Below are 22,551 nucleotides of genomic sequence, written 5' to 3'. Positions count from 1 at the left end.
ACCGTTCGGGCGCCGAAGCGTCGGGGTCAAAGGCTGATCAGCGCCATGGCCGCCGGCAGCACCGGCAGCAGCGCATCGATGCGGTCGAGCACGCCGCCGTGGCCGGGCAGCAGGCCGCTGGAATCCTTGGCGCCGGCGGCGCGCTTGACCAGCGATTCGAAGAGGTCGCCCACCACGCTCAGGCCCGCCAGCGCCAGGCAACCGAGCACCAGGCCGGGCAGGCCGAAGGTGCCCAGCAGCTGGGTGTACAGGCTGGCCGAGCCCAGCGCATGGTGGCGGTCGATCCAGGTCCACGCGGCGGCCAGCAGCAGCACGCCGGCCCAGCCACTGAACACGCCCTCCCAGCTCTTGCCGGGGCTGATGCTGGGGGCCAGCTTGCGCTTGCCGAAGGCGCGGCCGCCGAAGTAGGCCGCGATGTCGGCCACCCACACCAGGGCCATGGCCGACAGCAGGAAGTTCACGCCGATCACGCGCGCGGCGGCGATGGCGTTCCAGCCCACCGCCAGCAGCGCCACGCCGATCACCCAGCGCAGCGCCACCGGCAGCCGCGGCCAGCCGGCCGGGCCGGTGCGCAGCGCGAAGCCGCCCGCCAGCACCCAGGCCAGCGTGGCCGGCCACCACAAGCCACGCTGCTCGGGCAGGCTGGGGTTGAGGCCGAGGATCAGCGACACGGCCACCACCGCGGCGCCGGTGGCCAAGGCCACGGCACCGGCGCGCCCGTTCAGGCGCGACCATTCCCAGCCCGCCGCGCCGATCATCAGCAAGGTGAGCGCCGCAAACGGCCAGGCCATCGGCGCGAACAGGGCCGGCAGCAACACGGCCAGCAGCACGACGGCAGTGATCACGCGCTGGCGCAGCATCGCGGCTCCGGGTTCAGGTGGCGCCGGGCGAGACGGCGCCGAAGCGGCGCTCGCGACCGGCGTAATCGGCCAGCGCGGCGTCGAGCTGCGCGGCGTCGAAGTCGGGCCACAGGCAGTCGGTGAACACCAGCTCGCTGTAGGCCACCTGCCACAGCAGGAAGTTGCTGATGCGCACCTCGCCGCCGGTGCGGATGAACAGGTCGGGATCGGGCGCGTGGCGCATGGCCATGCGGTCACTGAGCGCCTGCTCGGTGACGGCCTCGGGCGGCAGCCCGTCGCGCACGGCCTGGCGCGCGGCCTGCACCACGTCCCAGCGGCCGCCGTAGTTGAAGGCCACGCTGAGCGTGATGCGGGTGTTGTGCTTGGTCGCCTCTTCGGCCTCGGCCCAGGCGGCGCGCAGGCGGTCGCTCACCGCCTCGCGGTCGCCAACGATGACGATCTTGACGCCGTCCTTGGCCAGCTTGGCCAGGTACTTGGTGACGGCCACCAGCACCAGGCCCATCAGGCCCGACACCTCGTCCTCGGGGCGCTTCCAGTTCTCGGACGAGAACGCGAACACGGTGAGGTACTCGACGCCGCGCTCGGCGCAGGCATCGATCACCTTGACCAACGTGTCGACCCCGGCCTTGTGGCCGAAGAAGCGGGGCAGGAAGCGTTTCTTGGCCCAGCGCCCGTTGCCATCCATCACGATGGCCACGTGGCGCGGCACGGCGGGGTTCCGGCTCATCGACACCGGATCGTCAGACCGCGAGGATCTCGGCTTCCTTGGAATGCACGAGCTTGTCGATCTCGGCCACGGTCTTGTCGGTGAGCTTCTGCACGTCGTCCTGCGCGCGGCGCTCGTCGTCCTCGGTCACGGCCTTGTCCTTGAGCAGCTTCTTCAGGTGCTCGTTGGCGTCGCGGCGCAGGTTGCGCGCGGCCACCTTGGCGTCCTCGCCGGCATGGCGCACCACCTTGGTCAGGTCCTTGCGGCGCTCTTCGGTCAGCGGCGGCATCGGCACGCGGATCAGGTCGCCCTGGCTGCTGGGGTTCAGGCCCAGGTCGCTCTCGCGGATGGCCTTCTCGATCTTGGCGCCCATGCCCTTTTCCCAGGGCTGCACGCTGATCGTGCGGGCATCGAGCAGGCTGACGTTGGCCACCTGGCTGATGGGCACCGGCGAGCCGTAGTAGTCGACGCTGACCTGGTCCAGGATGCCCGGGTGGGCACGGCCGGTGCGGATCTTCTGCAGCTCGGACTTGAAGGCCTCGATGGTCTTGGCCATCTTGGCTTCGGCGTTCTTCTTGATGTCGGCGATCGTCATGGTGTGCGAACTCCTGTCAGACGTGAACCAGGGTGCCTTCGTCCTCGCCCAGCACCACGCGCTTGAGCGCGCCGGGCTTGAAGATCGAGAACACCTTGATCGGCAGCTTCTGGTCGCGGCACAGCGCAAAGGCGGTGGCGTCCAGCACCTGCAGGTTCTTGGCGATGGCCTCGTCGAAGCTCACGCTGGCGTAGCGCGTGGCCGACGGGTCCTTCTTGGGGTCGGCGGTGTAGACGCCGTCGACCTTGGTGGCCTTGAGCACCACCTGGGCGCCGATCTCGGCGCCGCGCAGCGCGGCGGCGGTGTCGGTGGTGAAGAAGGGGTTGCCGGTGCCGGCGGCGAAGATCACCACCTTGCCCTCCTCGAGGTACTGCAGCGCCTTGGGCCGCACATAGCTCTCGACCACCTGCTCGATGGCGATGGCCGACATCACGCGGGCGGTGACGCCCTCGACGCGCATCGCGTCGGCCAGGGCCAGCGAGTTCATCACCGTGGCAAGCATGCCCATGTAGTCGGCCGTGGCACGGTCCATGCCCACGGCACCGCCGGCCACGCCGCGGAAGATGTTGCCGCCGCCGATCACCACCGCCACCTCGACGCCAAGGTCGGTGATCTCGCGCACCTCCTGCACCATGCGCATGATCACGGCACGGTTGATGCCATAGGCGTCGTCGCCCATCAGGGCCTCGCCAGAGAGCTTGAGAAGAATGCGCTTGTAGGCCGGCATGCAGCGGGCTCCGTGATGGCTGGGGGTGTGGGAAACAGCGGCTAAGTTTAAGGGGCGCAGACCTTGCAGCCGGCGCCCCTCGGGGGTCGGGCCACCGCGTGGCCCGTGGGGGCGCTTACTGGCCCTTGGCGGCAGCCACCTGGGCGGCCACTTCGGCGGCGAAGTCGTCCACCTTCTTCTCGATGCCCTCGCCCACCACGTACAGGGTGAAGCCCTTGACGGTGGTGTTGGCGCTCTTCAGGTAGGCGGCCACGGTCTGCTTGCCGTCGGCGGCCTTCACGAAGACCTGGTCCAGCAGCGAGACTTCCTTCAGGAACTTCTGCACCGAGCCTTCGACCATCTTGGCGATGATGTCGGCGGGCTTGCCGCTCTCGGCCGCCTTCTCGGTGGCGATCTTGCGCTCCTTCTCGACCAGGTCGGCCGAGACTTCGGCCGACGACAGGGCGGCGGGCTTCATGGCGGCCACGTGCATGGCCACGTCCTTGGCGGCGACGTCGCTGCCGTCGAACTCCACCACCACGCCGATGCGGGTGCCGTGCAGGTAGTAGGCCAGCGCGTTGCCGGCGTCGAAGCGCTTGAAGCGGCGGATCGACATGTTCTCGCCGATCTTGCCGATCAGGCCCTTGCGCACGTCTTCCAGCGTGGGGCCGAAGCCGTCTTGCGCATAGGCCAGGGCCGACAGCGCCTCGACGCTGGCCGGATTGGCCTCGGCCACCAGCTTGGCGGCGGCGTTGGCGAAGGCCAGGAACGAGTCGTTCTTCGAGACGAAGTCGGTCTCGCAGTTGATCTCGATCAGCGCGCCGACGTTGCCGGCCACCGAGGCAGCCACCACGCCTTCGGCGGTGATGCGCGAGGCGGCCTTGCCGGCCTTGTTGCCGAGCTTGACGCGCAGGATCTCTTCGGCGCGGGCCATGTCGCCGTCGGCCTCGGTGAGCGCCTTCTTGCACTCCATCATCGGGGCGTCGGTCTTGGCGCGCAGTTCGGCAACCATGCTGGCGGTGATTGCAGGCATCTTGAATCTCCGGGTTTGCTGTGTCGACGCGCCGCATCGTGCGCGCCGAATGGGAATCTCTTGTGAAAAAGGGGCTGAACCAGCCCCTCGTCATGTGCCGCCGGCCCGCGGTGCACCAGGCACCGCCGGAGCCGGCGCGGCATCAGGCTTCTTCGCTGACTTCGACGAATTCGTCGCCGCCGGCGGCCACAGCGGCCACGACGTCGTTCACGGCGTTGGCCTTGCCTTCCAGCACGGCGTCAGCCACGGCCTTGGCGTACAGCGCCACGGCCTTGGCCGAGTCGTCGTTGCCAGGGATCACGTAGTCGATGCCTTCGGGCGAGTGGTTGGTGTCGACCACGCCGATCACCGGGATGCCCAGCTTCTTGGCCTCGGCCACGGCGATCTTGTGGTAGCCCACGTCGATGCAGAAAATGGCGTCGGGCAGCGCGCTCAGGTCCTGGATGCCGCCGATGTCCTTCTCGAGCTTGGCGATCTCGCGCTCGAACATCAGGCCTTCCTTCTTGGTCATGCTTTCCAGACCGCCTTCGCGCTGGGCCTGCATGTCCTTGAGCTTCTTCAGCGAACCCTTGACCGTCTTGAAGTTGGTCAGCATGCCGCCGAGCCAGCGCTGGTCGACGAAGGGCATGCCGCAGCGGGCGGCCTCCATCGCCACCACTTCACGCGCCTGGCGCTTGGTGCCGATGATCAGGATGGTGCCGCGGCGGGCGGAGAGCTGGCGCACGAAGGCCATCGCTTCCTGGAACTTCGGAAGCGTCTTCTCCAGGTTGATGATGTGGATCTTGTTGCGATGGCCGTAAATGAACGGGGCCATCTTGGGGTTCCAGAAGCGGGTTTGGTGGCCGAAATGGACACCGGCTTCCAGCATTTCACGCATGGTGACGGACATGGGGACACTCCGAAGGTTGAGTCTAGAATCCGGCCCGAATCGCCCAGTGCGGTGGCACCTTGCCAACACACCACTGGAGCGACACCTGTTCGACGGCCGGTTCGCGAATTGCGCGCCAATCCAGTTCAGTGAATCGGCACACTGTTCATCTGGGGCCCGGCTGTGATGCCAAAGTTTTCGCCTCGGCACCGATGGACTTCCAGATAAACCCGCAGATTATAGCATCCGGACGCGGTCCGGATCTCAGTGCCGCAGCCGGCCTGATCCAGCGCGGCGAAACCACGGCCACGGCGCTGCTGGTGCAGTCGCTGGCCGCGGCCGATGCACCGGCCTGCCAGCACGCCTTCGTGCGCCGCTTCGATGCCCAGGCCCGCGCCGCCGCGATGGCGGTCGACCACGCCCACGATGCCGGCGCGCCGGTGCCCCCGCTGGCCGGCCTGGCGGTGTCGATCAAGGATCTGTTCGATGTGGCGGGGCAGCCCACCACCGCCGCCTCGGCGGTGATGGCCGATACCGAGCCCGCGGCCGCCGATTGCCCCGCCGTGGCAAGGCTGCGTGCGGCCGGCGCCGCGCTGGTCGGTCACACCAACCTCAGCGAGTTCGCGTTCTCCGGCGTGGGCATCAACCCGCACCACGGCACGCCGGTGAATCCGGTCACGCAGGTGATGAACGCCACGCCGCGCGTGCCGGGCGGCAGCACCTCGGGTGGTGGCGTCAGCGTGTCCGCCGGCGCGGCCTGGGCGGCGCTGGGCTCCGACACCGGTGGCTCGATCCGCATCCCGGCCGCGCTGCAGGGCCTGGTCGGCTTCAAGAGCACCCAGCGCCTGGTGCCGCTGGACGGCGCCGTGCCGCTGTCGACCACGCTGGACACGGCCTGCGCCATCACCCGCAGCGTGCGCGACGCGGTGCTGGTGCACGGCATCCTGGCCGCGCGCACGCCGCGCCCGCTGGCCCGGCCGCTGGGCGCGCTGCGCCTGGCCGTGGTGCAGACGGTGATGCTCGACGGCCTGGACGCCGATGTGGCACGCAGCTTCGAGCAGGCGCTGACCCTGTTGCGCGCGGCCGGCGCGCAGATCGAGGAGTTGCCGCTGGCCCCGCTGAACGAACTGGCCAACCTGCAGGCCCAGGGCGGCTTCGCGGCGGCCGAGAGCTGGGCCTGGCACCGCCACCGCCTGGCCGAGCGCGAGCACCTGTACGACCCGCGCGTGGCCGTGCGCATCCGCCGTGGTGAGGCCATCAGTGCGGCCGACTACCTCGACCTGGTCGCCGCGCGCCGGCGCTGGATCGCCACAGTCGAATCGCAACTGGCCAGCTTCGACGCCGTGCTGTCGCCCACGGTGCCGATGGTGGCGCCGCCGCTGGCGCCGCTGATCGGCAGCGATCCGCGCTTCTTCGCCATCAATGCGCTGCTGCTGCGCAACCCGTCGGTGGTGAACATGCTCGACGGCTGCGCGCTGTCACTGCCCTGCCAGGCGCCGGGCCAGATGCCGGTGGGCCTGATGGTGTGGGCGCCGGCACTGGCCGACGACACGGTGCTCGGCGTGGCCCAGGTCATCGAGACGACACTGGCCGCCGCCTTCCACGGACACCTCTGAACACGATGCGCGTTGCAGTCATCGGCGCCGGCATCGTCGGCGTCACCACCGCATTCGAGCTGGCCGCCGACGGCCATGCCGTCACCGTGTTCGAGCGCCGCGGCAGCGTGGCCGAGGAAACCAGCTTCGCCAATGCCGGCGTCGTGGCCCCCGGTTACGTCACGCCGTGGGCCGCCCCCGGTATGCCCGCCAAGGTGCTGCGCCACCTGATGGGCACGCACGCACCGGTGCGCCTGGGCCGGCCCTGGGCCCAGGGTCAGCTGCGCTGGATGTGGCGCTGGTGGCGCGCCTGCAGCCAGCCAGTGTGGCAGTCCAACCGCGCACGCATGCACCGCCTGGCGCGCTACAGCCAGGCACGGCTTGGCGCGCTGAGCCAACAGCTGCACATCGAGCACGAACAGGCCCAGGGCTACATGGTGCTGCTGCGCACGCCCAAGGACCTGGCCGGCAACCGCGGCAGCCTGAAGCTGCTGGCCGAGTTGGGCGTGAAGTTCCATCTGGTCGATGCCGCCCGCGCCCGCGCCATCGAGCCCGGCCTGAACCCCGACACCCCGCTGCACGCCGCCGTGCACCTGCCCGACGACGGCGTCGGCAACTGCCGGCAGTTCGCCCACCTGCTGCGCGGCGAGGCCCTGCGCCTGGGCGCGCAGTTCCGCTTCCAGCGCAGTGTGCTGGCCATCGAGCCCGGCACGCAGCCGCTGCTGCGCCATGGTGATGCAGCCAGCCAGGACGTGCAGGCCGAGGCGTTCGACGCCATCGTGGTCTGCGCCGCGCTCGGCTCGCCCGGGCTGCTGCGCCCGCTGGGCCTGAGGCTGCCGCTGGCGCCGGTGCACGGCTACTCGATCACCGCGCCGCTGCGCATCGTCGAGGGCCACCCCGAGTTCGGCCCGCAGGCGGCGGTGATGGACGAGCGCTTTAAGGTCGCGATCAGCCGACTGGGCGCGCGCGTGCGCGTGGCCGGCAGCGCCGAGCTGGGCGGCCGGCTCGACCGCCATGACGCGCGCGCCATCGCCACGCTGTACAAGGTGCTGGACGACTGGTATCCCGGCTGCGCGCAGCTGGCCCAGGTGCAGCAGTGGAAGGGCGCGCGACCCATGCTGCCCGACGGCCCGCCGGTGCTGGGCGCCAGCGGCGCGCCGGGCGTGTGGCTGAACCTGGGCCACGGCTCCAGCGGCTGGGCCTTGAGCTGCGGCTCGGCCCGCGTGCTGGCCGACCAGATCGGCGGCCGCACGCCGGACATCGACGTCGAAGGCCTGGATGTGGGGCGACTGCGACGCTGAGGCAGCGCCGGGGCGGGCCTGATCGGGCGCATCCCGGCGGCGAACGGGGCGTCGCACAATCGAGCCGCCTCTTTTGTGGATGCAAGCCCGGCTGCCATGCGCCCCCTGCCCTCGCCGATCACACCCATCCTGCCCAGCACCCGCACCTGGCCGCTGCACGATGTGGCCGCCTCGCGCCGGCTGGAGCAGGCGGCCCTGGCCGCCACGCCACCGCATGCGCTGATGCAGCGCGCCGGCCTGGCGCTGGCGCGGCTGGCGGCGGCCATCGCACCGCATGCGCGCCGCATCTGGGTGGCAGCGGGCCCCGGCAACAACGGCGGCGACGGCCTCGTGGCCGCGCTGCACCTGCAGCACTGGGGCCATGCGGTGCAGGTCAGCCTGCTGGCTGACCCGGCCCGGCTGCTCGACGACGCGGCCGATGCCTACCGCCAGGCCCTGGCCGCGGGCGTGCCGATGCAACCCTCGCTGCCGACGCAGGTGGACGCCGACCTCTGCCTTGACGCGCTGCTGGGCCTGGGGGCCTCGCGCGCGCCGGCGGGCGTCATCGCCGAGGCCATCGCGCGGCTGAACGCCCAGGGTGCGCCGGTGCTGGCGGTCGACCTGCCCTCCGGCCTGCACGCCGACACTGGCTGGCCTCTGGACGCGGCCGGCGGCGCCGTCGTGCGCGCCACGCACACGCTGTCGCTGCTGTCGCTGAAGCCGGGCCTGTTCACCGGCGCCGGGCGCGATCTGGCCGGCCGGGTGTGGCTGGACACGCTGGGCGTCGACCCCGCCGGCCAGGCGGCCAGCGCCTGGCTGAGTGGGCCGCCCGCCGCCACGCCGCGCCGCCATGCCCAGCACAAGGGCAGCTTCGGCGACGTGATCGTGCTGGGCGGGGCGGCCGGCATGGGCGGCGCTGCGCTGCTGGCCGCACGCGCCGCGCTCACGGCCGGCGCCGGTCGCGTGTTCCTGGCACGGCTTGGCGGCGATGGGTTGGCGGTGGACGCCGCCCGGCCCGAACTGATGCCACGCCATCCAGCCGATGTGCTGGCGCCCGCGCTGCTGGCCCGCGCCACCGTGGTGTGCGGATGCGGCGGCGGCACTGCAGTGGCCGAGGTGCTGCCCACGGTGCTGGCCCATGCCTGGCGCCTGGTGCTGGACGCCGATGCGCTGAACGCCATCGCCGCCGATGCTGCGCTGGCCCGCGCGCTGGCGGCACGCAGCGCCCCCACGGTGCTGACGCCCCATCCGCTGGAAGCCGCCCGGCTGCTGGGCTGCGGCACCGCCGAGTTGCAGGCCGACCGCGTGGCCAGCGCGCAGCGCCTGGCAGCCCGCCTGCGCTGCACCGTGGTGCTCAAGGGATCGGGCAGCGTGATCGCCACCGCCGATGGCCCGCCCGCCATCAACCCCACCGGCAATGCCCGCCTGGGCACGGCCGGTTCGGGCGATGTGCTAGCCGGCTGGCTGGGCGGGGGCTGGTCGCAGGCGGTCGACGATGGCACCGCCGGCGCCAAGTCCGCCGCCGTGGCCAGCGTGTGGCTGCACGGCCGGGCGGCTGAGCTGGCCAGCGGCCACCCCGACCTGCCGCTGCGCGCCGCCGACCTGATCGACGCAATGGCTGCGGCCCAGCCGATGCCCGGCTGAGCGGCGAGACGACCGAGCGGCCGAGCGACCCGCGCGGCCTCAGCGCCGCGCGCGGCCCTTCGCTGCCTTGGGCGCCTTGGCGGTCTTGGCGCTGGCCGTGCGGGTCTTCTTGCCCGGCGTGCCCTTGGCACCAGCACCCTGACGCGCGCTCACGGCCTTGCCGCGCGCCGCCTTGGCCTCGCGGTCGCGGCTGCGCACCGATTCCAGCTCGTCCACCGCGCTGCCCGGTGCGGACTTGCGGCCGCGGGCCAGCAGGCGTTCGCCGCCCTCCTCGCCCTCACGCACCAGGCGGAAGTCGATCTTGCGTGCATCCAGGTCCACGCGGATCACCTGCACCCGCACGCGCGTGCCCACGGCATAGCGCACGCCGGTGCGCTCGCCACGCAGCTCTTGCCGCACCTCGTCGAAGCGGTAGTACTCGCCGCCCAGTTCGGTGATGTGCACCAGGCCCTCGACATACAGTTCGTCGAGCGTGACGAACAGGCCGAAGGTGGTGGCGGCGCTGACCGTGCCGCTGTACTCCTCGCCCAGGTGCTCGCGCATGAAGCGGCACTTGAGCCAGGCTTCCACATCGCGCGAGGCTTCGTCGGCGCGGCGCTCGTTGGCGCTGCAATGCGCACCGGCGGCCTCCCACACCTCCATCTCCTGCGCGCTGGCCTGGGTCTTGGCCTTGGTCGACGTCTTGGCCAGGGGCTTGGCCGCCGCCTTGGGCGGTGCGCGGCGCTGCTGCGCCGGGTTCTTCACCTCGCCGGTCACCAGGTGGTACTTCTTGCCCAGCAGCAGGGCCTTGATCACGCGGTGCACCAGCAGGTCGGGGTAGCGGCGGATCGGGCTGGTGAAGTGGGTGTAGGCCTCGTAGGCCAGGCCGAAGTGGCCCGAATTGCTGGCCGTGTAGATGGCCTGCTGCATGGCGCGCAGCAGCATGGCGTGGATCTGCGCCGCATCCACCCGGTCCTTGGTGGCCTGGGCGATGCCTTGCAGCTCGGCCGGCGTGGGTTCGTCGCTCAGCGCCACGCCGATGCCCAGGCCGCGCAGGTAGGCCTGCAGCGACACGCGCTTCTCGGGTGTGGGGCCTTCGTGCACGCGGTACAGCGCCGGGTGCGCATGGCGTTCGATGAAGTCGGCCGCGCAGACGTTGGCGGCCAGCATGGCCTCCTCGATCAGGCGGTGCGCATCGTTGCGGGTGCGCGGCACGATCTTCTCGATGCGGCCGTTGTCGTCACAGACGATCTGCGTCTCGGTGGTCTCGAAGTCGATGGCGCCGCGCGTGCCGCGCTGCTTCAGCAGCGCGCGGTACACCTCGTGCAGGTGCAGCAGGTGCGGCACCAGGTCCTTGCGGCGCTGCGCCTCCACGCCCTTGGTGTTGGCCAGCACCGCGGCCACCTCGGTGTAGGTGAGCCGCGCATGCGAGCAGATCACCGCCGGGAAGAACTGGTAGGCCTCGATCTCGCCGGTCTCGCTGACCAGCATGTCGCACACCATCGACAGGCGCTCGACCTCGGGGTTCAGCGAGCACAGACCGTTGGACAGCTTCTCCGGCAGCATCGGGATCACGCGCCGCGGGAAGTACACCGAGGTGGCGCGCTCGTAGGCGTCGTCGTCCAGCGGCTCGCCGGGCTTGACGTAGTGGCTGACGTCGGCGATGGCCACGATCAGGCGCCAGCCGTTGAAGGCCGTCTTGCCGCGGCCGCGCTTGAGCGGCTCGCAATACACGGCGTCGTCGAAGTCGCGGGCGTCCTCGCCGTCGATGGTGACCAGCGGCACGTCGCTCAGGTCGATGCGCTGCTTGCGGTCGGCCGGGCGGATGCGGTCGGGCAGCTGCGCCGCCTGCGCCAGCGTCTCGGCGGCGAAGCGGTGCGGCACCTCGTACTTGCGCACGGCGATCTCGATCTCCATGCCCGGGTCGTCGATCTCGCCCAGCACCTCGGTGACGCGGCCCACCGGCTGCGAGTACATCGACGGCGGCTCGGTCAACTCCACCGCCACCACCTGGCCCACCGTGGCATTGGCCGTGGCGTTCTTGGGGATCAGGATGTCCTGGCCGTAGCGGCGGTCTTCGGGCGCCACCAGCCAGGCGCCGCTCTCGTGCAGCAGGCGGCCGATGATCGGCGTCTTGCGCCGCTCGACGATCTCGAGGATGCGGCCCTCGGGCCGGCCCTTGCGGTCGTAGCGCACCACGCGCACGCGGATGCGGTCGCGGTGCAGCACCGCGCGCATTTCCTGCGGCGCCAGGTAGATGTCGGGTGCGCCGTCATCGCGGCGCAGGAAGCCATGGCCATCACGGTGACCGAGCACCGTGCCCTCCACTTCACTCATCAAAGCCGTACTTAAATTATGGTTATTTGCGTTCTGCATTCTTTGGTGGCTATACTGCTAGCTTCAGTAGTTGATGACCTGAAAGCCCAGGTGGCGGAATTGGTAGACGCACTAGTTTCAGGTACTAGCGGGTAACTCCGTGGAGGTTCGAGTCCTCTCCTGGGCACCAACACCAGCAGACAGCCAGCACGCAAGTGCTGGCTGTTTTGCTTTGGGCTTTCGAAACGTCAAAAAAGTGGCCGCGCAAGGCGGCTTCGGATTCGTCGAACGATCAGCGCCCGCACCCGACACCGGCCCCGCGATGCCGCGGGCGGCATCGGTACTGGGCAGGTGTGGTGCGCGGGCGTTCAAATGGCCAGCTTCTTGGCCAGGCCGTCGGGACGCAGGTCGTCGTACTCTTCGAACGGCTGGTGGATCCAGGGGCTGGTGGGCAGCATCTCGACATGGTAATCGGGCATGTAGCTCGAGACGCCCTTCACCCAGATCACCGCGCTGCGCAGCTCGCTGATCGCCGGCACGCCGCGCAGGCGCTCGACCACGGCCTTCAGCGTCACGCCCGAGTCCGACAGGTCGTCGACCAGCAGCACGCGGCCGGCCAGCTCGCCCTTGGGCATGGTGATGTACTTGGCCATGTCCAGCCGGCCCTGGATGGTGCCGGCCTCGGCGCGGTAGCTGCTGGTGCTCATGATGGCCAGCGGCTTGTCGAACACGCGCGACAGCACGTCGCCCGGGCGCATGCCGCCACGGGCCAGGCACAGGATCTGGTCGAACTCCCAGCCCGAGTGCGCCACCTTCAGCGCCAGGCGCTCGATCAGCAGGTGGTACTCGTCCCAGCTGACATACAGGTGCTTGCCGTCATCGGTGAGCATGCGGTCTCCTCGTGTTGCTTGCGGTGTGGCTTGGCGTCGTGCGGTCGGGCGGCTCAACCCTTGTACGGGTGGCGCAGCAGGATGGTGTGATCACGGTCGGGGCCGGTGGACACCATGTCGATCGGCGCGCCGATCAGTTGCTCCACGCGCTGCAGGTAGGCGCGGGCGTTGGCCGGCAGCTTGTCCCACTCGGTCACGCCGAAGGTGCTGTCGGTCCAGCCGGGGAAGGTTTCCCACACCGGCTCGCAGGCGGCGATGTCGTCGGCATCGAGCGGCAGGATGTCGATGGCCTGGCCGCGCAGCGTGTAGCCCACGCACACCTTGATCTCGGGCAGCTTGTCCAGCACGTCGAGCTTGGTGATGCACAGGCCCGAGACGCCGTTGATGATGATGGCGCGCTTGAGCGCCGCCGCATCCAGCCAGCCGCAGCGGCGGGCGCGACCGGTGACCGTGCCGCGCTCCTGGCCGACAGTGGACAGGTGGTGGCCCACGCCACCCACGGCGTCGATGTCGAGCTCGGTCGGGAACGGGCCACCGCCCACCCGCGTGGTGTAGGCCTTGGTGATGCCCAGGATGTACTGCAGCAGGTCGGGGCCCACGCCAGCGCCAGCGGCGGCGTTGCCGGCCACGCAGTTGCTGCTGGTGACGAAGGGATAGGTGCCGTGGTCGATGTCCAGCAGCGTGCCCTGCGCACCTTCGAACAGGATGTTGGCACCCGCCTTGTGCGCCTTGTACAGCGCGTAGCCCACGTCAGCCAGCATGGGCTTGAGCTGCTCGGCCACCTGCATGGCCTGGTCGTAGATCGGCTGGAACTCCAGCGTCTCGCTCTTCAGGTAGCCGCCCAGCGCCTCGTTGTGCAGGGCCAGCAGTTCGCGCAGCTTGGCGGCGAAGCGCTCGGGATGCTTCAGATCCTGCAGGCGCAGCGCGCGGCGGGCCACCTTGTCTTCATAGGCCGGGCCGATGCCCTTGCCGGTGGTGCCGATCTTGCCGGCCGGCGTGGCCTCGCGCAGTGCCTCGCGCGCCTTGTCCACGGCCACGTGGAAGGGCAGGATCAGCGGGCAGTTCTCGCTGATGAACAGGCGCGAGCGCACCTCCAGGCCGATCTTCTCGAGGCGCTCGATCTCGCCGAGCAGGTGCACCGGGTCGACCACCACGCCGTTGCCGATGTAGCACGGCACGCCGTCGCGCATGATGCCGCTGGGGATCAGCTGCAGCGCCGTCTTCACGCCCTTGATGACCAGCGTGTGGCCGGCGTTGTGGCCGCCCTGGAAGCGCACCACGCCCTGGGCGTGGTCGGTCAGCCAGTCGACGACCTTGCCCTTGCCTTCGTCGCCCCACTGGGTGCCGACGACCACGACATTGCGGCCGGGCGTGGATGCGGTGTTCTGTTGCATTGCTGTCTCGGAAATCAAGGTTGGATCTTCGGGGCGGCCCCGCACGCTCACAGCGTGCGCAGCACCCAGGTGGAGCCGGCGCTGCCGCGCTCGGCCACGAGTTCACGGTCGCAGTCGAATTCCTGGCCCTCGTGCTCATGGCCGGGCAGGATGCAGACCACGGTTTCGCCGGCGGCGCGCAGTTCGCGCACGGCCTGGCGCAGGCCGGCGTCTTCGCTCCACGGCGCACGAATGGCGCGGCGCTGCGGCGGCGTGGGGGCGCAGGCCACCAGCACCTTCAGGTCGGTGGAAAACCCCACCGCCGGGCGGTTGCGGCCGAACACCGCGCCCACCTCGTCGTAGCGGCCACCGCGCAGCAAGGCGTCGGGCACGCCCGGCGCATAGACCGCGAAGCGCGCGCCGGAGTAGTAGCCGTAGCCACCCATGTCCGACAGGTCGAAGCCCACGCGCACATCGGGGTGCACGCGCGCCAGGTGGCTGGCCAGCCAGGCCAGGTCATCCAGCGCGGCGTGGATCTCGGGCCGCGGCGGCAGGCATTCACGCGCCCGGGCCAGCGTGGCGGCATCACCGTACAGCGACGGCAGCGCCAGCAGGCCGGCGCGGCTGTCGGCCGGGAAGCGCGCCGCCAGCGCCTGCAGCGCCGCACTGTTCTTGGCCGCCAGCGCGGCGATCACCTCGCCCAGCACCGCGGCGTCCAGCGCCACTCCGGCCAGCACGCCACGCACGATGCGCGCGTCGGCCAGGTCGATGACCAGATCGCCCAGGCCGGCGGCACGCAGGCCGTCCAGCGCCAAGTCCATCACCTCGAGATCTGCCTCCAGGCCGGCATGGCCGTAGATCTCGGCGCCGAACTGCAGTGGCTCACGCGTGGCCAGCGGGCCTTGCGGCCGCGTGTGCAGCACCGGGCCGCAATAGGCCAGGCGCGTGACGCCGGCGCGGTTGAGCAGGTGCGCGTCGATGCGGGCCACCTGGGGCGTGCTGTCGGCGCGCACGCCCAGCGTGCGGCCGCTGAGCTGGTCGACCAGCTTGAAGGTGCGCAGATCGAGCTCGTGGCCGGTACCGCTGAGCAGCGAATCGAGGTGCTCGAGCAGCGGGGGCATCACCAGTTCGAAACCGTAGCCGCGCGCCATGTCCAGCAGGCCGCGACGCAGTTCTTCGAGGCGCCGCGCCTGCGCAGGCAGCACGTCGGCAATGTGCTCGGGCAGCAGCCAAGCAGAAGACATGTGAAAAAACCCGGGGGGGTTGAAAACGGCATTGTACCGGCGGCACATGCCGGTCGGGCAGCTTGTGCCCACCCGGCCGTGGCGTCAGCGCTGCGTCAGTGCCAGAAGCTCAGCAACAGCAGGCCGCCCAGCATGCTGAGCAGCCCCATGAAACGCAGCTGCCCGTCGCTGAGCGACAGCGCCCGCGCGAACACCTCGCGCCAGGTGTTGGGGCTGAGAAAGGGCAGCAGCCCCTCGAACACCAGCATCAGCGCCAGCGCGCCCAGCAGCAGATCGCCCATGGCGACGGTGGCGGACCGGCCCTGGGGCTCAGTGCTTGCCGCGCGCGGGGGCCGGTGCCGGCGCCGCCGCAGCGCCGCCGCCACCGCCCTGCATGGCCTTGAAGAAGTCGGTCGACGGATCGACCACCATCACATCCGACTTGGCGCGGAAGCTGGCGCGGTAGGCCTCGAGGCTGCGGTAGAACTTGGCGAACGACGGGTCGCGGCCGAACGCGTCGGCGTACAGCGCGCTGGCCTTGGCGTCGCCATCGCCCTTGATCTTCTGCGCATCGCGGTAGGCCTCGGCGATGATCACCTCGCGCTGCTTGTCGGCATCGGCGCGGATCTTCTCGGCCTCGGCGGCGCCTTGCGAGCGCAGCTCATTGGCCACCTGCTTGCGCTCGGACTCCATGCGCTTGTAGACGGCGTCGGTGATGTCGGCGACGAAGTCCACACGCTTGATGCGCACGTCGACGATCTCGATGCCGAAGGCCTTGGCCTCGTCTTCCAGGCGCTTGCGAACGTCCTGCATCACCTTGTCGCGCTCGGCGGCCAGCACGCCACGCACGGTGCGGCGGGTGATCTCCTCGTTGAACGAGGCCTGCACCACCGGGCTCAGGCGCCCTTCGAGGTTGCGGATGTCGGTGCCGTTGTTGCGGATGAACTGGCGCGGCTCGGCGATGCGCCACTTCACCAGCCAGTCGATCACCAGGCTCTTCTTCTCGGCGGTGAAGATCGGGCGGGTCTCGGGGCTGTCGAGCGTCTGGATGCGCTTGTCCAGAAACACGACGTTCTGGAACGGTGGCGGCAGCTTGACCTTCAGGCCCGGCTCGGTGATGACTTCCTTGATCTCGCCCAGCGCATACACCACCGCCAGCTGGCGCTGGTCGACGACGAAGAGCGTGGAGGCCAGCAGCATGACCACCAGCAGGGCCGAGGCCACGTAGAGTCCGATACGGTTCATGGTGAGTGTCGTCCTCGGTCCGGTTCAGCGGCCATCACGGTCGCGGCTGCGGCTGCCATCGCGCGAACGCGGATCGGCGGCGGCACCGGAGCTGGAACTGGTTTCGTTGTTCTGCGCGGCCGAGGGTGCGGGCTGCGGCACCACCTGCACCGTGCCGGTCGGCGCCGTGCCCTGCTGCTGCAACAGCTTGTCCAGCGGCAGGTACAGCAGGTTCGAGCCGCTGCGGCTGTCCACCATCACCTTGGTGACGTTGCTGTAGACCTGCTGCATGGTGTCGATGTAGAGGCGGTCGCGGGTGACGGCGGGCGCCTTCTGGTACTCGGTCAGCACCGAGCGGAAGCGTTGCGCATCGCCCTCGGCCTGGGCCACCACGCGCTGGGCATAACCTTCGGATTCTTCCTTCAGGCGCGCCGCCGTGCCGCGGGCCTTGGGCACCACGTCGCTGGCATAGGCCTGGCCTTCGTTCTTGAAGCGGTCGCGGTCGGCGCCGGCCTTCACCGCGTCGTTGAACGCCGCCTGCACCTGCTCGGGCACCTGCACGTTCTGCACGTTGACGGCGACGATCAGGATGCCGGCGCCCAGGCGGTCGACCTGGCTCTGGATCGACTTGGCCAGGTCGGTGGCGATGGCGTCACGCTGCTCGTACAGCACCGAGTCGACCTTGCTCTTGCCGACGATCTCGCGCACGGCCGATTCGCTGGCCTGCTCGACCGCCAGGTCGGGATCGCGGTTGTTGAACAGGTAGCCCTTGGCGTCCTTCAGCCGGTATTGCACGGTGAAGCGGATGTCGACGATGTTCTCGTCCATCGTCAACATCGACGAATCGCGCAGGCCGGTGGTCTGGGCCACGCTGTTGCGTCCCACCTCCACCGAGCGCAGCTGCGTCACGCCCACGGTCTCATGCGCCTGGAACGGGAACGGGAAGCGCCAGTGGAAGCCGGCATCCACCGTCTGCGCGTAGCGCCCGAAGGTGGTGATGATGGCCTGCTGGCCTTCCTGCACAATGAAAAAGCCGCTGCCGGCCCACACCACGGCCACCACGGCGGCGATCAGGCCCACGCCGATGCCGGCGCTCTTCATGTCGGGCTGGAACGAGGGGCCGCCCTCGGGCTCCTGCGGATCACGCCGCGGCGGCTGGCCATCGCCGCCGCCCTTGCCGTTGAACAGGCCGGACAGCTTGCGGTTGAAGTCGCGCCACAGTTCATCGAGGTCCGGCGGACCGTCGTTGCGGCCGTTGGACATCTGCAGCGGATCGGTGGCTGCGGACCGGCGCCGGGCCAGCCCGCGCGCCAGGGCCCGCGCCGCCCCGGCCAGCGCATTCAGACGACCACGGACACCGGGGGCGCCAGCCGCGCGCGGCGAGGCGGAAGTTTGTGCATGCATGCTCATGAGGACGCCGATGGTAACGTGGGCGAATCGGAGCCCGACGCGGGAAACAGCGGGGTTTCGCCGGGCTCCGCCGCTTCGACGCGGAACCTGGGATCTGGTTCCGAAGCCGCTGGATTCAAGTCGGCCGCGCCGGCCATTTGTGCAATCGCCTCGCGCAGCACGTCGAGCCCCGTGCCTTCTCGCGCGCTGACGAAGATGCGCGGCACACGCACGCCGCCCGGGCGTTCGATCCAGTCGCGCAACTCGCGCGGCGCGGCCTCCAGCCGGTCGAGCTTGTTGAAGACCACGATCTGCGGGATGTCGGCCGCGCCGATTTCGCCGAGCACGCGCTCGACCTCGTCGCGCTGCTCCTGCAGCGCCGGGCTGGACGCGTCGACCACGTGCAAGAGCAGGTCGGCATCGGACGCCTCCTGCAGCGTGGCCTCGAAGGCCTCGACCAGCTTGTGCGGCAGGTCGCGGATGAAGCCCACGGTGTCCGACAGCGCCACCGCCGCACCCAGCTGCTGCAGGTACAGGCTGCGCGTGGTGGTGTCCAGCGTGGCGAAGAGCTGGTCGGCCGCGTAGCTGCGCGCCTTGACCAGCGCATTGAACAGCGTGCTCTTGCCGGCGTTGGTGTAGCCCACCAGCGAGACGCGGAAGGTGCCGCTGCGGCGGCGTGCGCCGCGCTGCGTGCCGCGCTGGCGCTTGACCTTCTCGAGCCGCGCCTTCACCTGCTTGATGCGCTCGCCGATCATGCGGCGGTCCAGCTCGATCTGCGCCTCGCCCGGCCCGCCGCGGCCGCCGATGCCGCCCTGCTGGCGCTCCAGGTGGCTCCAGCGGCGCACCAGGCGCGTGGCGATGTACTGCAGCCGCGCCAGCTCCACCTGCAGCTTGCCCTCGTGGCTCTGCGCGCGGGCGGCGAAGATCTCGAGGATCAGCGCCGTGCGGTCGGACACGGCCACGCCGATGTGGCGTTCGAGGTTGCGCTGCTGGGCCGGTGACAGCGCCTGGTCGAAGATGACGCCATGGGCGCCATGCATCTGCACCAGGGTCTTGATCTCGTCGGCCTTGCCGCTGCCGACGAAATAGGCCGGATCAGGGGCCCGGCGTCGCGCGATGACGCGCGCCACCGTCACGTCACCGGCCGATTCGGCCAGCAGCGCCAGTTCGTCGAGGGTGGGGTCGAAGCTGTGGCCGTCGCCCAGGTCGACGCCCACCAGCACGGCCCGCGCGGGCCCGTGGCGGTCGTCATCGGGCGCGGCGGCCCGTGGATCGGAACTCAATGGGTGTGGCGGGGCGCTGGGCCGCGGCTGGGAGGGATCACTCAGGCCGGATTGGCCGGCTCGCCCGCGTGGAAGTTCACCGGACGGCCCGGCACCACGGTGGAGATGGCGTGCTTGTAGACCATCTGCGTGACGGTGTTGCGCAGGAGGACGACGTACTGGTCAAAAGACTCGATGTGCCCCTGCAGCTTGATGCCGTTGACGAGGTAGATCGAGACCGGCACATGCTCCTTGCGCAGCAGGTTCAGGAACGGGTCTTGTAGGAGTTGCCCTTTGTTGCTCACGATATGACTCCGTGTTGGAGAGGGTTCTGGAAGGGGCACATTAACACATCGGGGAAAGCCCTGAGGGGCCTGCCGCCACCGCCCCCATGACCGACAGCTCAGTCCTTGTCGGCGTCGAAGGGGTTCTTCGACGAGCGCATCTCGATGCGCATCGGCGTGCCCACCAGCTTGAAGTGGGCGCGAAAGCGCGCTTCGAGGTAGCGCTTGTAGGCCTCGGTGACATGCTCCAGCGCATTGCCGTGAATCACGACGATGGGCGGGTTCATGCCGCCCTGGTGGGCGTAGCGCAGCTTGGGCCGGAACATGCCGGAACGCTTGGGCTGCTGGTGCTCCACCGCCTCGTGCAGCAGCCGGGTGAGCTGCGGCGTGGGCATCTTGGTGGTGGCCGAGCGGTGCGCGTCGCCGATGGCGCGCCACAGCGGCGTCAGGCCCTGGCGCTTGAGCGCCGAGATCTGCAGCACCTCGGCAAAGCGCAGGAAGGCCAGGCGCTGCTCGAGCGATCGCTCGAACATCTGGCGCTGGTAGCTGTCGACCGCATCCCACTTGTTCACCGCCACCACCACGGCGCGGCCCGACTCGAGGATGTAGCCCGCGATGTGGGCGTCCTGGTCGCTGACGCCCTGCGTGGCGTCGAGCAGCAGCACCACCACATGCGCGTCGGCAATGGCCTGCAGCGTCTTGACCACCGAGAACTTCTCGATGGCCTCGAACACCTTGCCCTTGCGGCGCAGGCCGGCGGTGTCGATCAGCTCGAAGCGGCGGCCGTTGCGCTCGAAGGGCACGCTGATCGCGTCGCGCGTGGTGCCCGGCATGTCGAACGCGACCAGGCGCTCCTCGCCCAGCCAGGTGTTGATCAGCGTGCTCTTGCCCACGTTGGGGCGGCCGGCCACGGCCAGGCGGATCGGCGCGTCGGCGCCCTCCTCCGCGTCTTCCTCATCCTCGGGGAAGTCGTCCAGCGCGGCATCGAGCAGGCTGCGGATGCCCTGGCCGTGCGCGGCCGACACCGGATGCGCCTCGCCCATGCCGAGCTCGAAGAACTCGGCCAGCGCAGGCGACTCGACCATGCCCTCGGCCTTGTTGACGGCCAGCAGCGCACGCTTGTTGGCGGTGCGCAGGTAGCGGGCGATGTCATGGTCCTGCGCCGACAGGCCGGCGCGGGCATCGACGACGAAGATCACCACGTCGGCCTCGGCCACCGCCGCCTGGGTCTGCTCGGCCATCTTGGCCACGATGCCGGTGGGCTTCTCAGGCTCGAAGCCGCCGGTGTCGATGACGATGAAGCTGCGGCCGGCGTGCTTGCCGTCGCCATAGTGGCGGTCGCGCGTGAGACCCGCGAAGTCGGCCACGATCGCATCGCGGCTCTTGGTCATGCGGTTGAACAGCGTGGACTTGCCCACATTGGGGCGGCCCACGAGCGCGATGACGGGTTTCATCGGGACCTTGTTGTTGTTTTACTCGGGACGGAAGGCGAAGAGGCCGCCGTTGCGGGTGACCACCAGCACGGTGTTGCCCGCCAGCGCCGGCGCTGCCACCACCGGCGAACCGTCGGTGGGCAGGCGCAGCACCAGCTTGCCTTCGGCGCGCGACAGGAAGTGCACCTGGCCTTCCAGGTCGCCGAAGATCACCGCATTGCCGGTGGACAGCGGCGCGCTGAGGCTGCGGTAGAGCAGCCGCTCGTTGGTCCAGGCCAGGTCGCCGTTGGCGGCGCGCCAGGCGCTGATGCGGTCGGAGCCGTCGGCACCGAACACGAACTCGGCGTCGCCGCCCACGGCATTCAGGCCGCCGGCATTGCGGCTCCAGCGCACGCTGCGCTTGGCCAGGTCGGCGCAGCCCACGGCGGTCTGGAAGGCACGGGCGCACACCACGTCACCGACGCGCACCACCGGCCCCAGCAGGTCGTTCAGGCGTTCGACCTCGTTGGTACCGCGCGGCGAGGTGAGCGGCAGCTCCCAGCGCACGCTGCCCTTGGTGGGATCGATGCCGACCAGCACCGCGCCGATGCCGGCCACCAGGGTGTCCTTGTAGGCCGTCAGCAGGCCGGGCTGGGCCAGCGTCAGCGCCTCGCCCGGACGCGTGGCCGACCAGAGCCGGGCGCCGTCCTGCAGGTCGAAGGCGTGCACCACGCGGTCGACGCCCATCACGAACACGCGGCCACCGGCCACCAGCGGCGCGGTGACGACGCGCGAAGCCAGGGCCTTGCTCCAGCCCTTGGCGCCCTGGTCGAGCACCACCAGCTCGTTGTCGCGCGTGACGACCGCCGCGTGGCGGCCATCGCTGCCCACGCCGGCCGAAATCTTGTTGCCGGCCGAGCCGCGCCAGGCCTCGCGGCCGCTGGCGGCGTCGAGCGCCAGCACGGTGCCGTCGGTGCCGGCCACGATGAACTGGCCGTTGCGCACCACCACGCCCAGCGGGAACTGCACCGAATCCAGCCGCGCCTGCCACACCTGGCGGCCGGCGATCTGCGGCGCCACGGCGTCCAGCGCGGCGGGCTTGGGCTTGTCGGCCGCACAGCCGGCCAGCAGCGCGGCCACGCAGGCCAGCGGGGCGGCGAGGAGGTGGAGGCGGCGCATCACTTGGCGGCTCCGGAAGCGGCGTCGGCAGCCGGGGCCACGGGGGCGGCGCCCAGCGCGGTGAGCTTGGCCTCGACCAGGCGGCGGTAGTCGATCTTCTCGTCGATCGCCTTCCAGGCCGCCTGGTAGGCGGCCTTGGCCTCGGCGGGCTTGTTCAGCGCCAGCAGCGCATCACCACGGCGGTCGGCCACCAGGCCGGCGAAGGTGGGCGCCTTCACGGCGTCCAGTGCCTTCAGCGCGACGTCGGGTTGCTTGGCGTCCAGCAGCACGCCGGCCAGGGCCAGCCCGGCGATGGCGCGGTACTCGTCCTCGCTGCCGTTCTCGGCCACCCAGCCCAGCGTGGCCTTGGCGGCGTCGGTCTGGCCCTTCTCGGCCTGCAGCTTGGCCGCCAGCAGGCCGCCCTGCTGCGCCATCACGGTGCGCGGGTAGCGCTCCTTCAGGTCGTTGAAGACGCGGCCGGCCTTGTCGGCGTCACCGGCCACGGCCGCCTGGTCGAGGGCATCGAACATCGCGGCGGCCTTGGCGCCCTGGTCGCGCTGGTACCAGTTCCAGCCGTTCCAGGCAGCGAAGGCCATCAGCACCACCGTGATCAGCCAGGTGATCGGGTTGCCGTACTTCTTCCAGAAGGCCTTGAGTTCGTCGAGTTGTTCCTGCTCCTGCAGGTCGAGTGCGGTGGCCATGGGGCGTGGTGTTCTCGGAGGTGTTCCGCCAGCGCGGGCGGATGAGGGCGGGC

Annotated in this window: 21 protein-coding genes and 1 tRNA gene; 4 read left to right on the top strand and 18 right to left on the bottom strand. The window is 70.2% G+C overall.

All coding sequences use genetic code 11. The features are described from left to right. Positions 1-26: 26 nt before the first annotated feature. From AACH10_RS10005 to rpsB, 6 genes are all read right to left on the bottom strand, one after another. Complete coding sequence (locus tag AACH10_RS10005) at positions 27-860, bottom strand: phosphatidate cytidylyltransferase (RefSeq protein WP_341410244.1); 834 nt, start codon at positions 858-860, stop codon at positions 27-29. A gap of 13 nt (positions 861-873) precedes the next feature. Next, positions 874-1,587: a polyprenyl diphosphate synthase gene (gene uppS / locus AACH10_RS10000; protein WP_341410243.1), complete on the bottom strand. Its 714-nt coding sequence runs from the start codon at positions 1,585-1,587 to the stop codon at positions 874-876. A 13-nt stretch (positions 1,588-1,600) separates the two neighbouring features. Next, positions 1,601-2,161, bottom strand: a complete 561-nt coding sequence (frr, locus tag AACH10_RS09995) for a ribosome recycling factor (RefSeq protein ID WP_341410242.1) — start codon at positions 2,159-2,161, stop codon at positions 1,601-1,603. Between the two features lie 16 nt (positions 2,162-2,177). Continuing rightward, a complete protein-coding gene (pyrH, locus tag AACH10_RS09990) occupies positions 2,178-2,888 on the bottom strand; it encodes a UMP kinase (protein ID WP_341410241.1) in 711 nt (236 codons plus the stop codon). A gap of 115 nt (positions 2,889-3,003) precedes the next feature. Next, a complete protein-coding gene (gene tsf / locus AACH10_RS09985) occupies positions 3,004-3,900 on the bottom strand; it encodes a translation elongation factor Ts (protein ID WP_341410240.1) in 897 nt (298 codons plus the stop codon). 142 nt (positions 3,901-4,042) lie between these two features. Beyond that, a complete protein-coding gene (rpsB, locus tag AACH10_RS09980; RefSeq protein WP_341410239.1) occupies positions 4,043-4,789 on the bottom strand; it encodes a 30S ribosomal protein S2 in 747 nt (248 codons plus the stop codon). A gap of 191 nt (positions 4,790-4,980) precedes the next feature. Between rpsB and AACH10_RS09975 the strand changes: the two genes are divergently transcribed. From AACH10_RS09975 to AACH10_RS09965, 3 genes are all read left to right on the top strand, one after another. Then, positions 4,981-6,384 (top strand): amidase, encoded by a 1,404-nt coding sequence (locus AACH10_RS09975; protein WP_341410238.1) that lies wholly within the window; start codon positions 4,981-4,983, stop codon positions 6,382-6,384. A gap of 5 nt (positions 6,385-6,389) precedes the next feature. Further along, positions 6,390-7,664: a D-amino acid dehydrogenase gene (locus AACH10_RS09970; protein WP_341410237.1), complete on the top strand. Its 1,275-nt coding sequence runs from the start codon at positions 6,390-6,392 to the stop codon at positions 7,662-7,664. Positions 7,665-7,760: 96 nt separating this feature from the next. After that, positions 7,761-9,287 carry an NAD(P)H-hydrate dehydratase gene (locus AACH10_RS09965; protein ID WP_341410236.1) on the top strand — a complete coding sequence of 509 codons (1,527 nt, stop codon included), beginning with the start codon at positions 7,761-7,763 and terminating at the stop codon, positions 9,285-9,287. A gap of 39 nt (positions 9,288-9,326) precedes the next feature. On the opposite strand, the gene rnr is transcribed toward AACH10_RS09965, so the two are convergent. Further along, positions 9,327-11,603, bottom strand: coding sequence for a ribonuclease R (rnr, locus tag AACH10_RS09960; RefSeq protein WP_423228587.1), 2,277 nt, complete (start codon positions 11,601-11,603; stop codon positions 9,327-9,329). 84 nt (positions 11,604-11,687) lie between these two features. On the opposite strand from rnr, the gene AACH10_RS09955 reads away from it, so the two are divergent. Next, positions 11,688-11,772, top strand: a tRNA-Leu gene (locus tag AACH10_RS09955). Between the two features lie 178 nt (positions 11,773-11,950). Here AACH10_RS09955 and AACH10_RS09950 read toward each other — a convergent pair. The 11 genes from AACH10_RS09950 to AACH10_RS09900 all read right to left on the bottom strand — a co-directional run bounded on the left by AACH10_RS09950 (position 11,951) and on the right by AACH10_RS09900 (position 22,498). Continuing rightward, positions 11,951-12,472: a phosphoribosyltransferase gene (locus AACH10_RS09950; RefSeq protein WP_341410234.1), complete on the bottom strand. Its 522-nt coding sequence runs from the start codon at positions 12,470-12,472 to the stop codon at positions 11,951-11,953. A 53-nt stretch (positions 12,473-12,525) separates the two neighbouring features. Beyond that, entirely contained in the window at positions 12,526-13,866 is a 1,341-nt protein-coding gene (locus AACH10_RS09945) for an adenylosuccinate synthase (protein WP_341410233.1), read from the bottom strand. Between the two features lie 47 nt (positions 13,867-13,913). Beyond that, positions 13,914-15,089 carry an ATP phosphoribosyltransferase regulatory subunit gene (locus AACH10_RS09940; protein WP_341410232.1) on the bottom strand — a complete coding sequence of 392 codons (1,176 nt, stop codon included), beginning with the start codon at positions 15,087-15,089 and terminating at the stop codon, positions 13,914-13,916. Positions 15,090-15,184: 95 nt separating this feature from the next. Next, positions 15,185-15,370: a DUF2065 domain-containing protein gene (locus AACH10_RS09935; protein WP_341410231.1), complete on the bottom strand. Its 186-nt coding sequence runs from the start codon at positions 15,368-15,370 to the stop codon at positions 15,185-15,187. Between the two features lie 28 nt (positions 15,371-15,398). Continuing rightward, positions 15,399-16,313 (bottom strand): protease modulator HflC, encoded by a 915-nt coding sequence (gene hflC / locus AACH10_RS09930; RefSeq protein ID WP_341410230.1) that lies wholly within the window; start codon positions 16,311-16,313, stop codon positions 15,399-15,401. 24 nt (positions 16,314-16,337) lie between these two features. After that, complete coding sequence (hflK, locus tag AACH10_RS09925; protein WP_341410229.1) at positions 16,338-17,555, bottom strand: FtsH protease activity modulator HflK; 1,218 nt, start codon at positions 17,553-17,555, stop codon at positions 16,338-16,340. 143 nt (positions 17,556-17,698) lie between these two features. Continuing rightward, complete coding sequence (hflX, locus tag AACH10_RS09920) at positions 17,699-18,964, bottom strand: GTPase HflX (RefSeq protein ID WP_341410228.1); 1,266 nt, start codon at positions 18,962-18,964, stop codon at positions 17,699-17,701. A 41-nt stretch (positions 18,965-19,005) separates the two neighbouring features. Then, positions 19,006-19,248 carry an RNA chaperone Hfq gene (hfq, locus tag AACH10_RS09915; protein WP_341410227.1) on the bottom strand — a complete coding sequence of 81 codons (243 nt, stop codon included), beginning with the start codon at positions 19,246-19,248 and terminating at the stop codon, positions 19,006-19,008. Positions 19,249-19,346: 98 nt separating this feature from the next. Beyond that, complete coding sequence (gene der / locus AACH10_RS09910) at positions 19,347-20,681, bottom strand: ribosome biogenesis GTPase Der (protein ID WP_341410226.1); 1,335 nt, start codon at positions 20,679-20,681, stop codon at positions 19,347-19,349. An 18-nt stretch (positions 20,682-20,699) separates the two neighbouring features. Continuing rightward, complete coding sequence (gene bamB / locus AACH10_RS09905) at positions 20,700-21,818, bottom strand: outer membrane protein assembly factor BamB (RefSeq protein WP_341410225.1); 1,119 nt, start codon at positions 21,816-21,818, stop codon at positions 20,700-20,702. Then, positions 21,818-22,498, bottom strand: coding sequence for a YfgM family protein (locus AACH10_RS09900; RefSeq protein WP_341410224.1), 681 nt, complete (start codon positions 22,496-22,498; stop codon positions 21,818-21,820). Before AACH10_RS09900 ends, bamB begins: the two co-directional genes overlap by 1 nt. Positions 22,499-22,551 lie beyond the last annotated feature (53 nt).

Origin of the sequence: Pseudaquabacterium inlustre (genome assembly GCF_038066595.1) — a bacterium.
GTDB classification, from domain to species: domain Bacteria; phylum Pseudomonadota; class Gammaproteobacteria; order Burkholderiales; family Burkholderiaceae_C; genus Pseudaquabacterium; species Pseudaquabacterium inlustre.
Note: the sequence above shows the minus strand (reverse complement) of the source record. Positions and strands in the feature narration are given on the sequence as shown.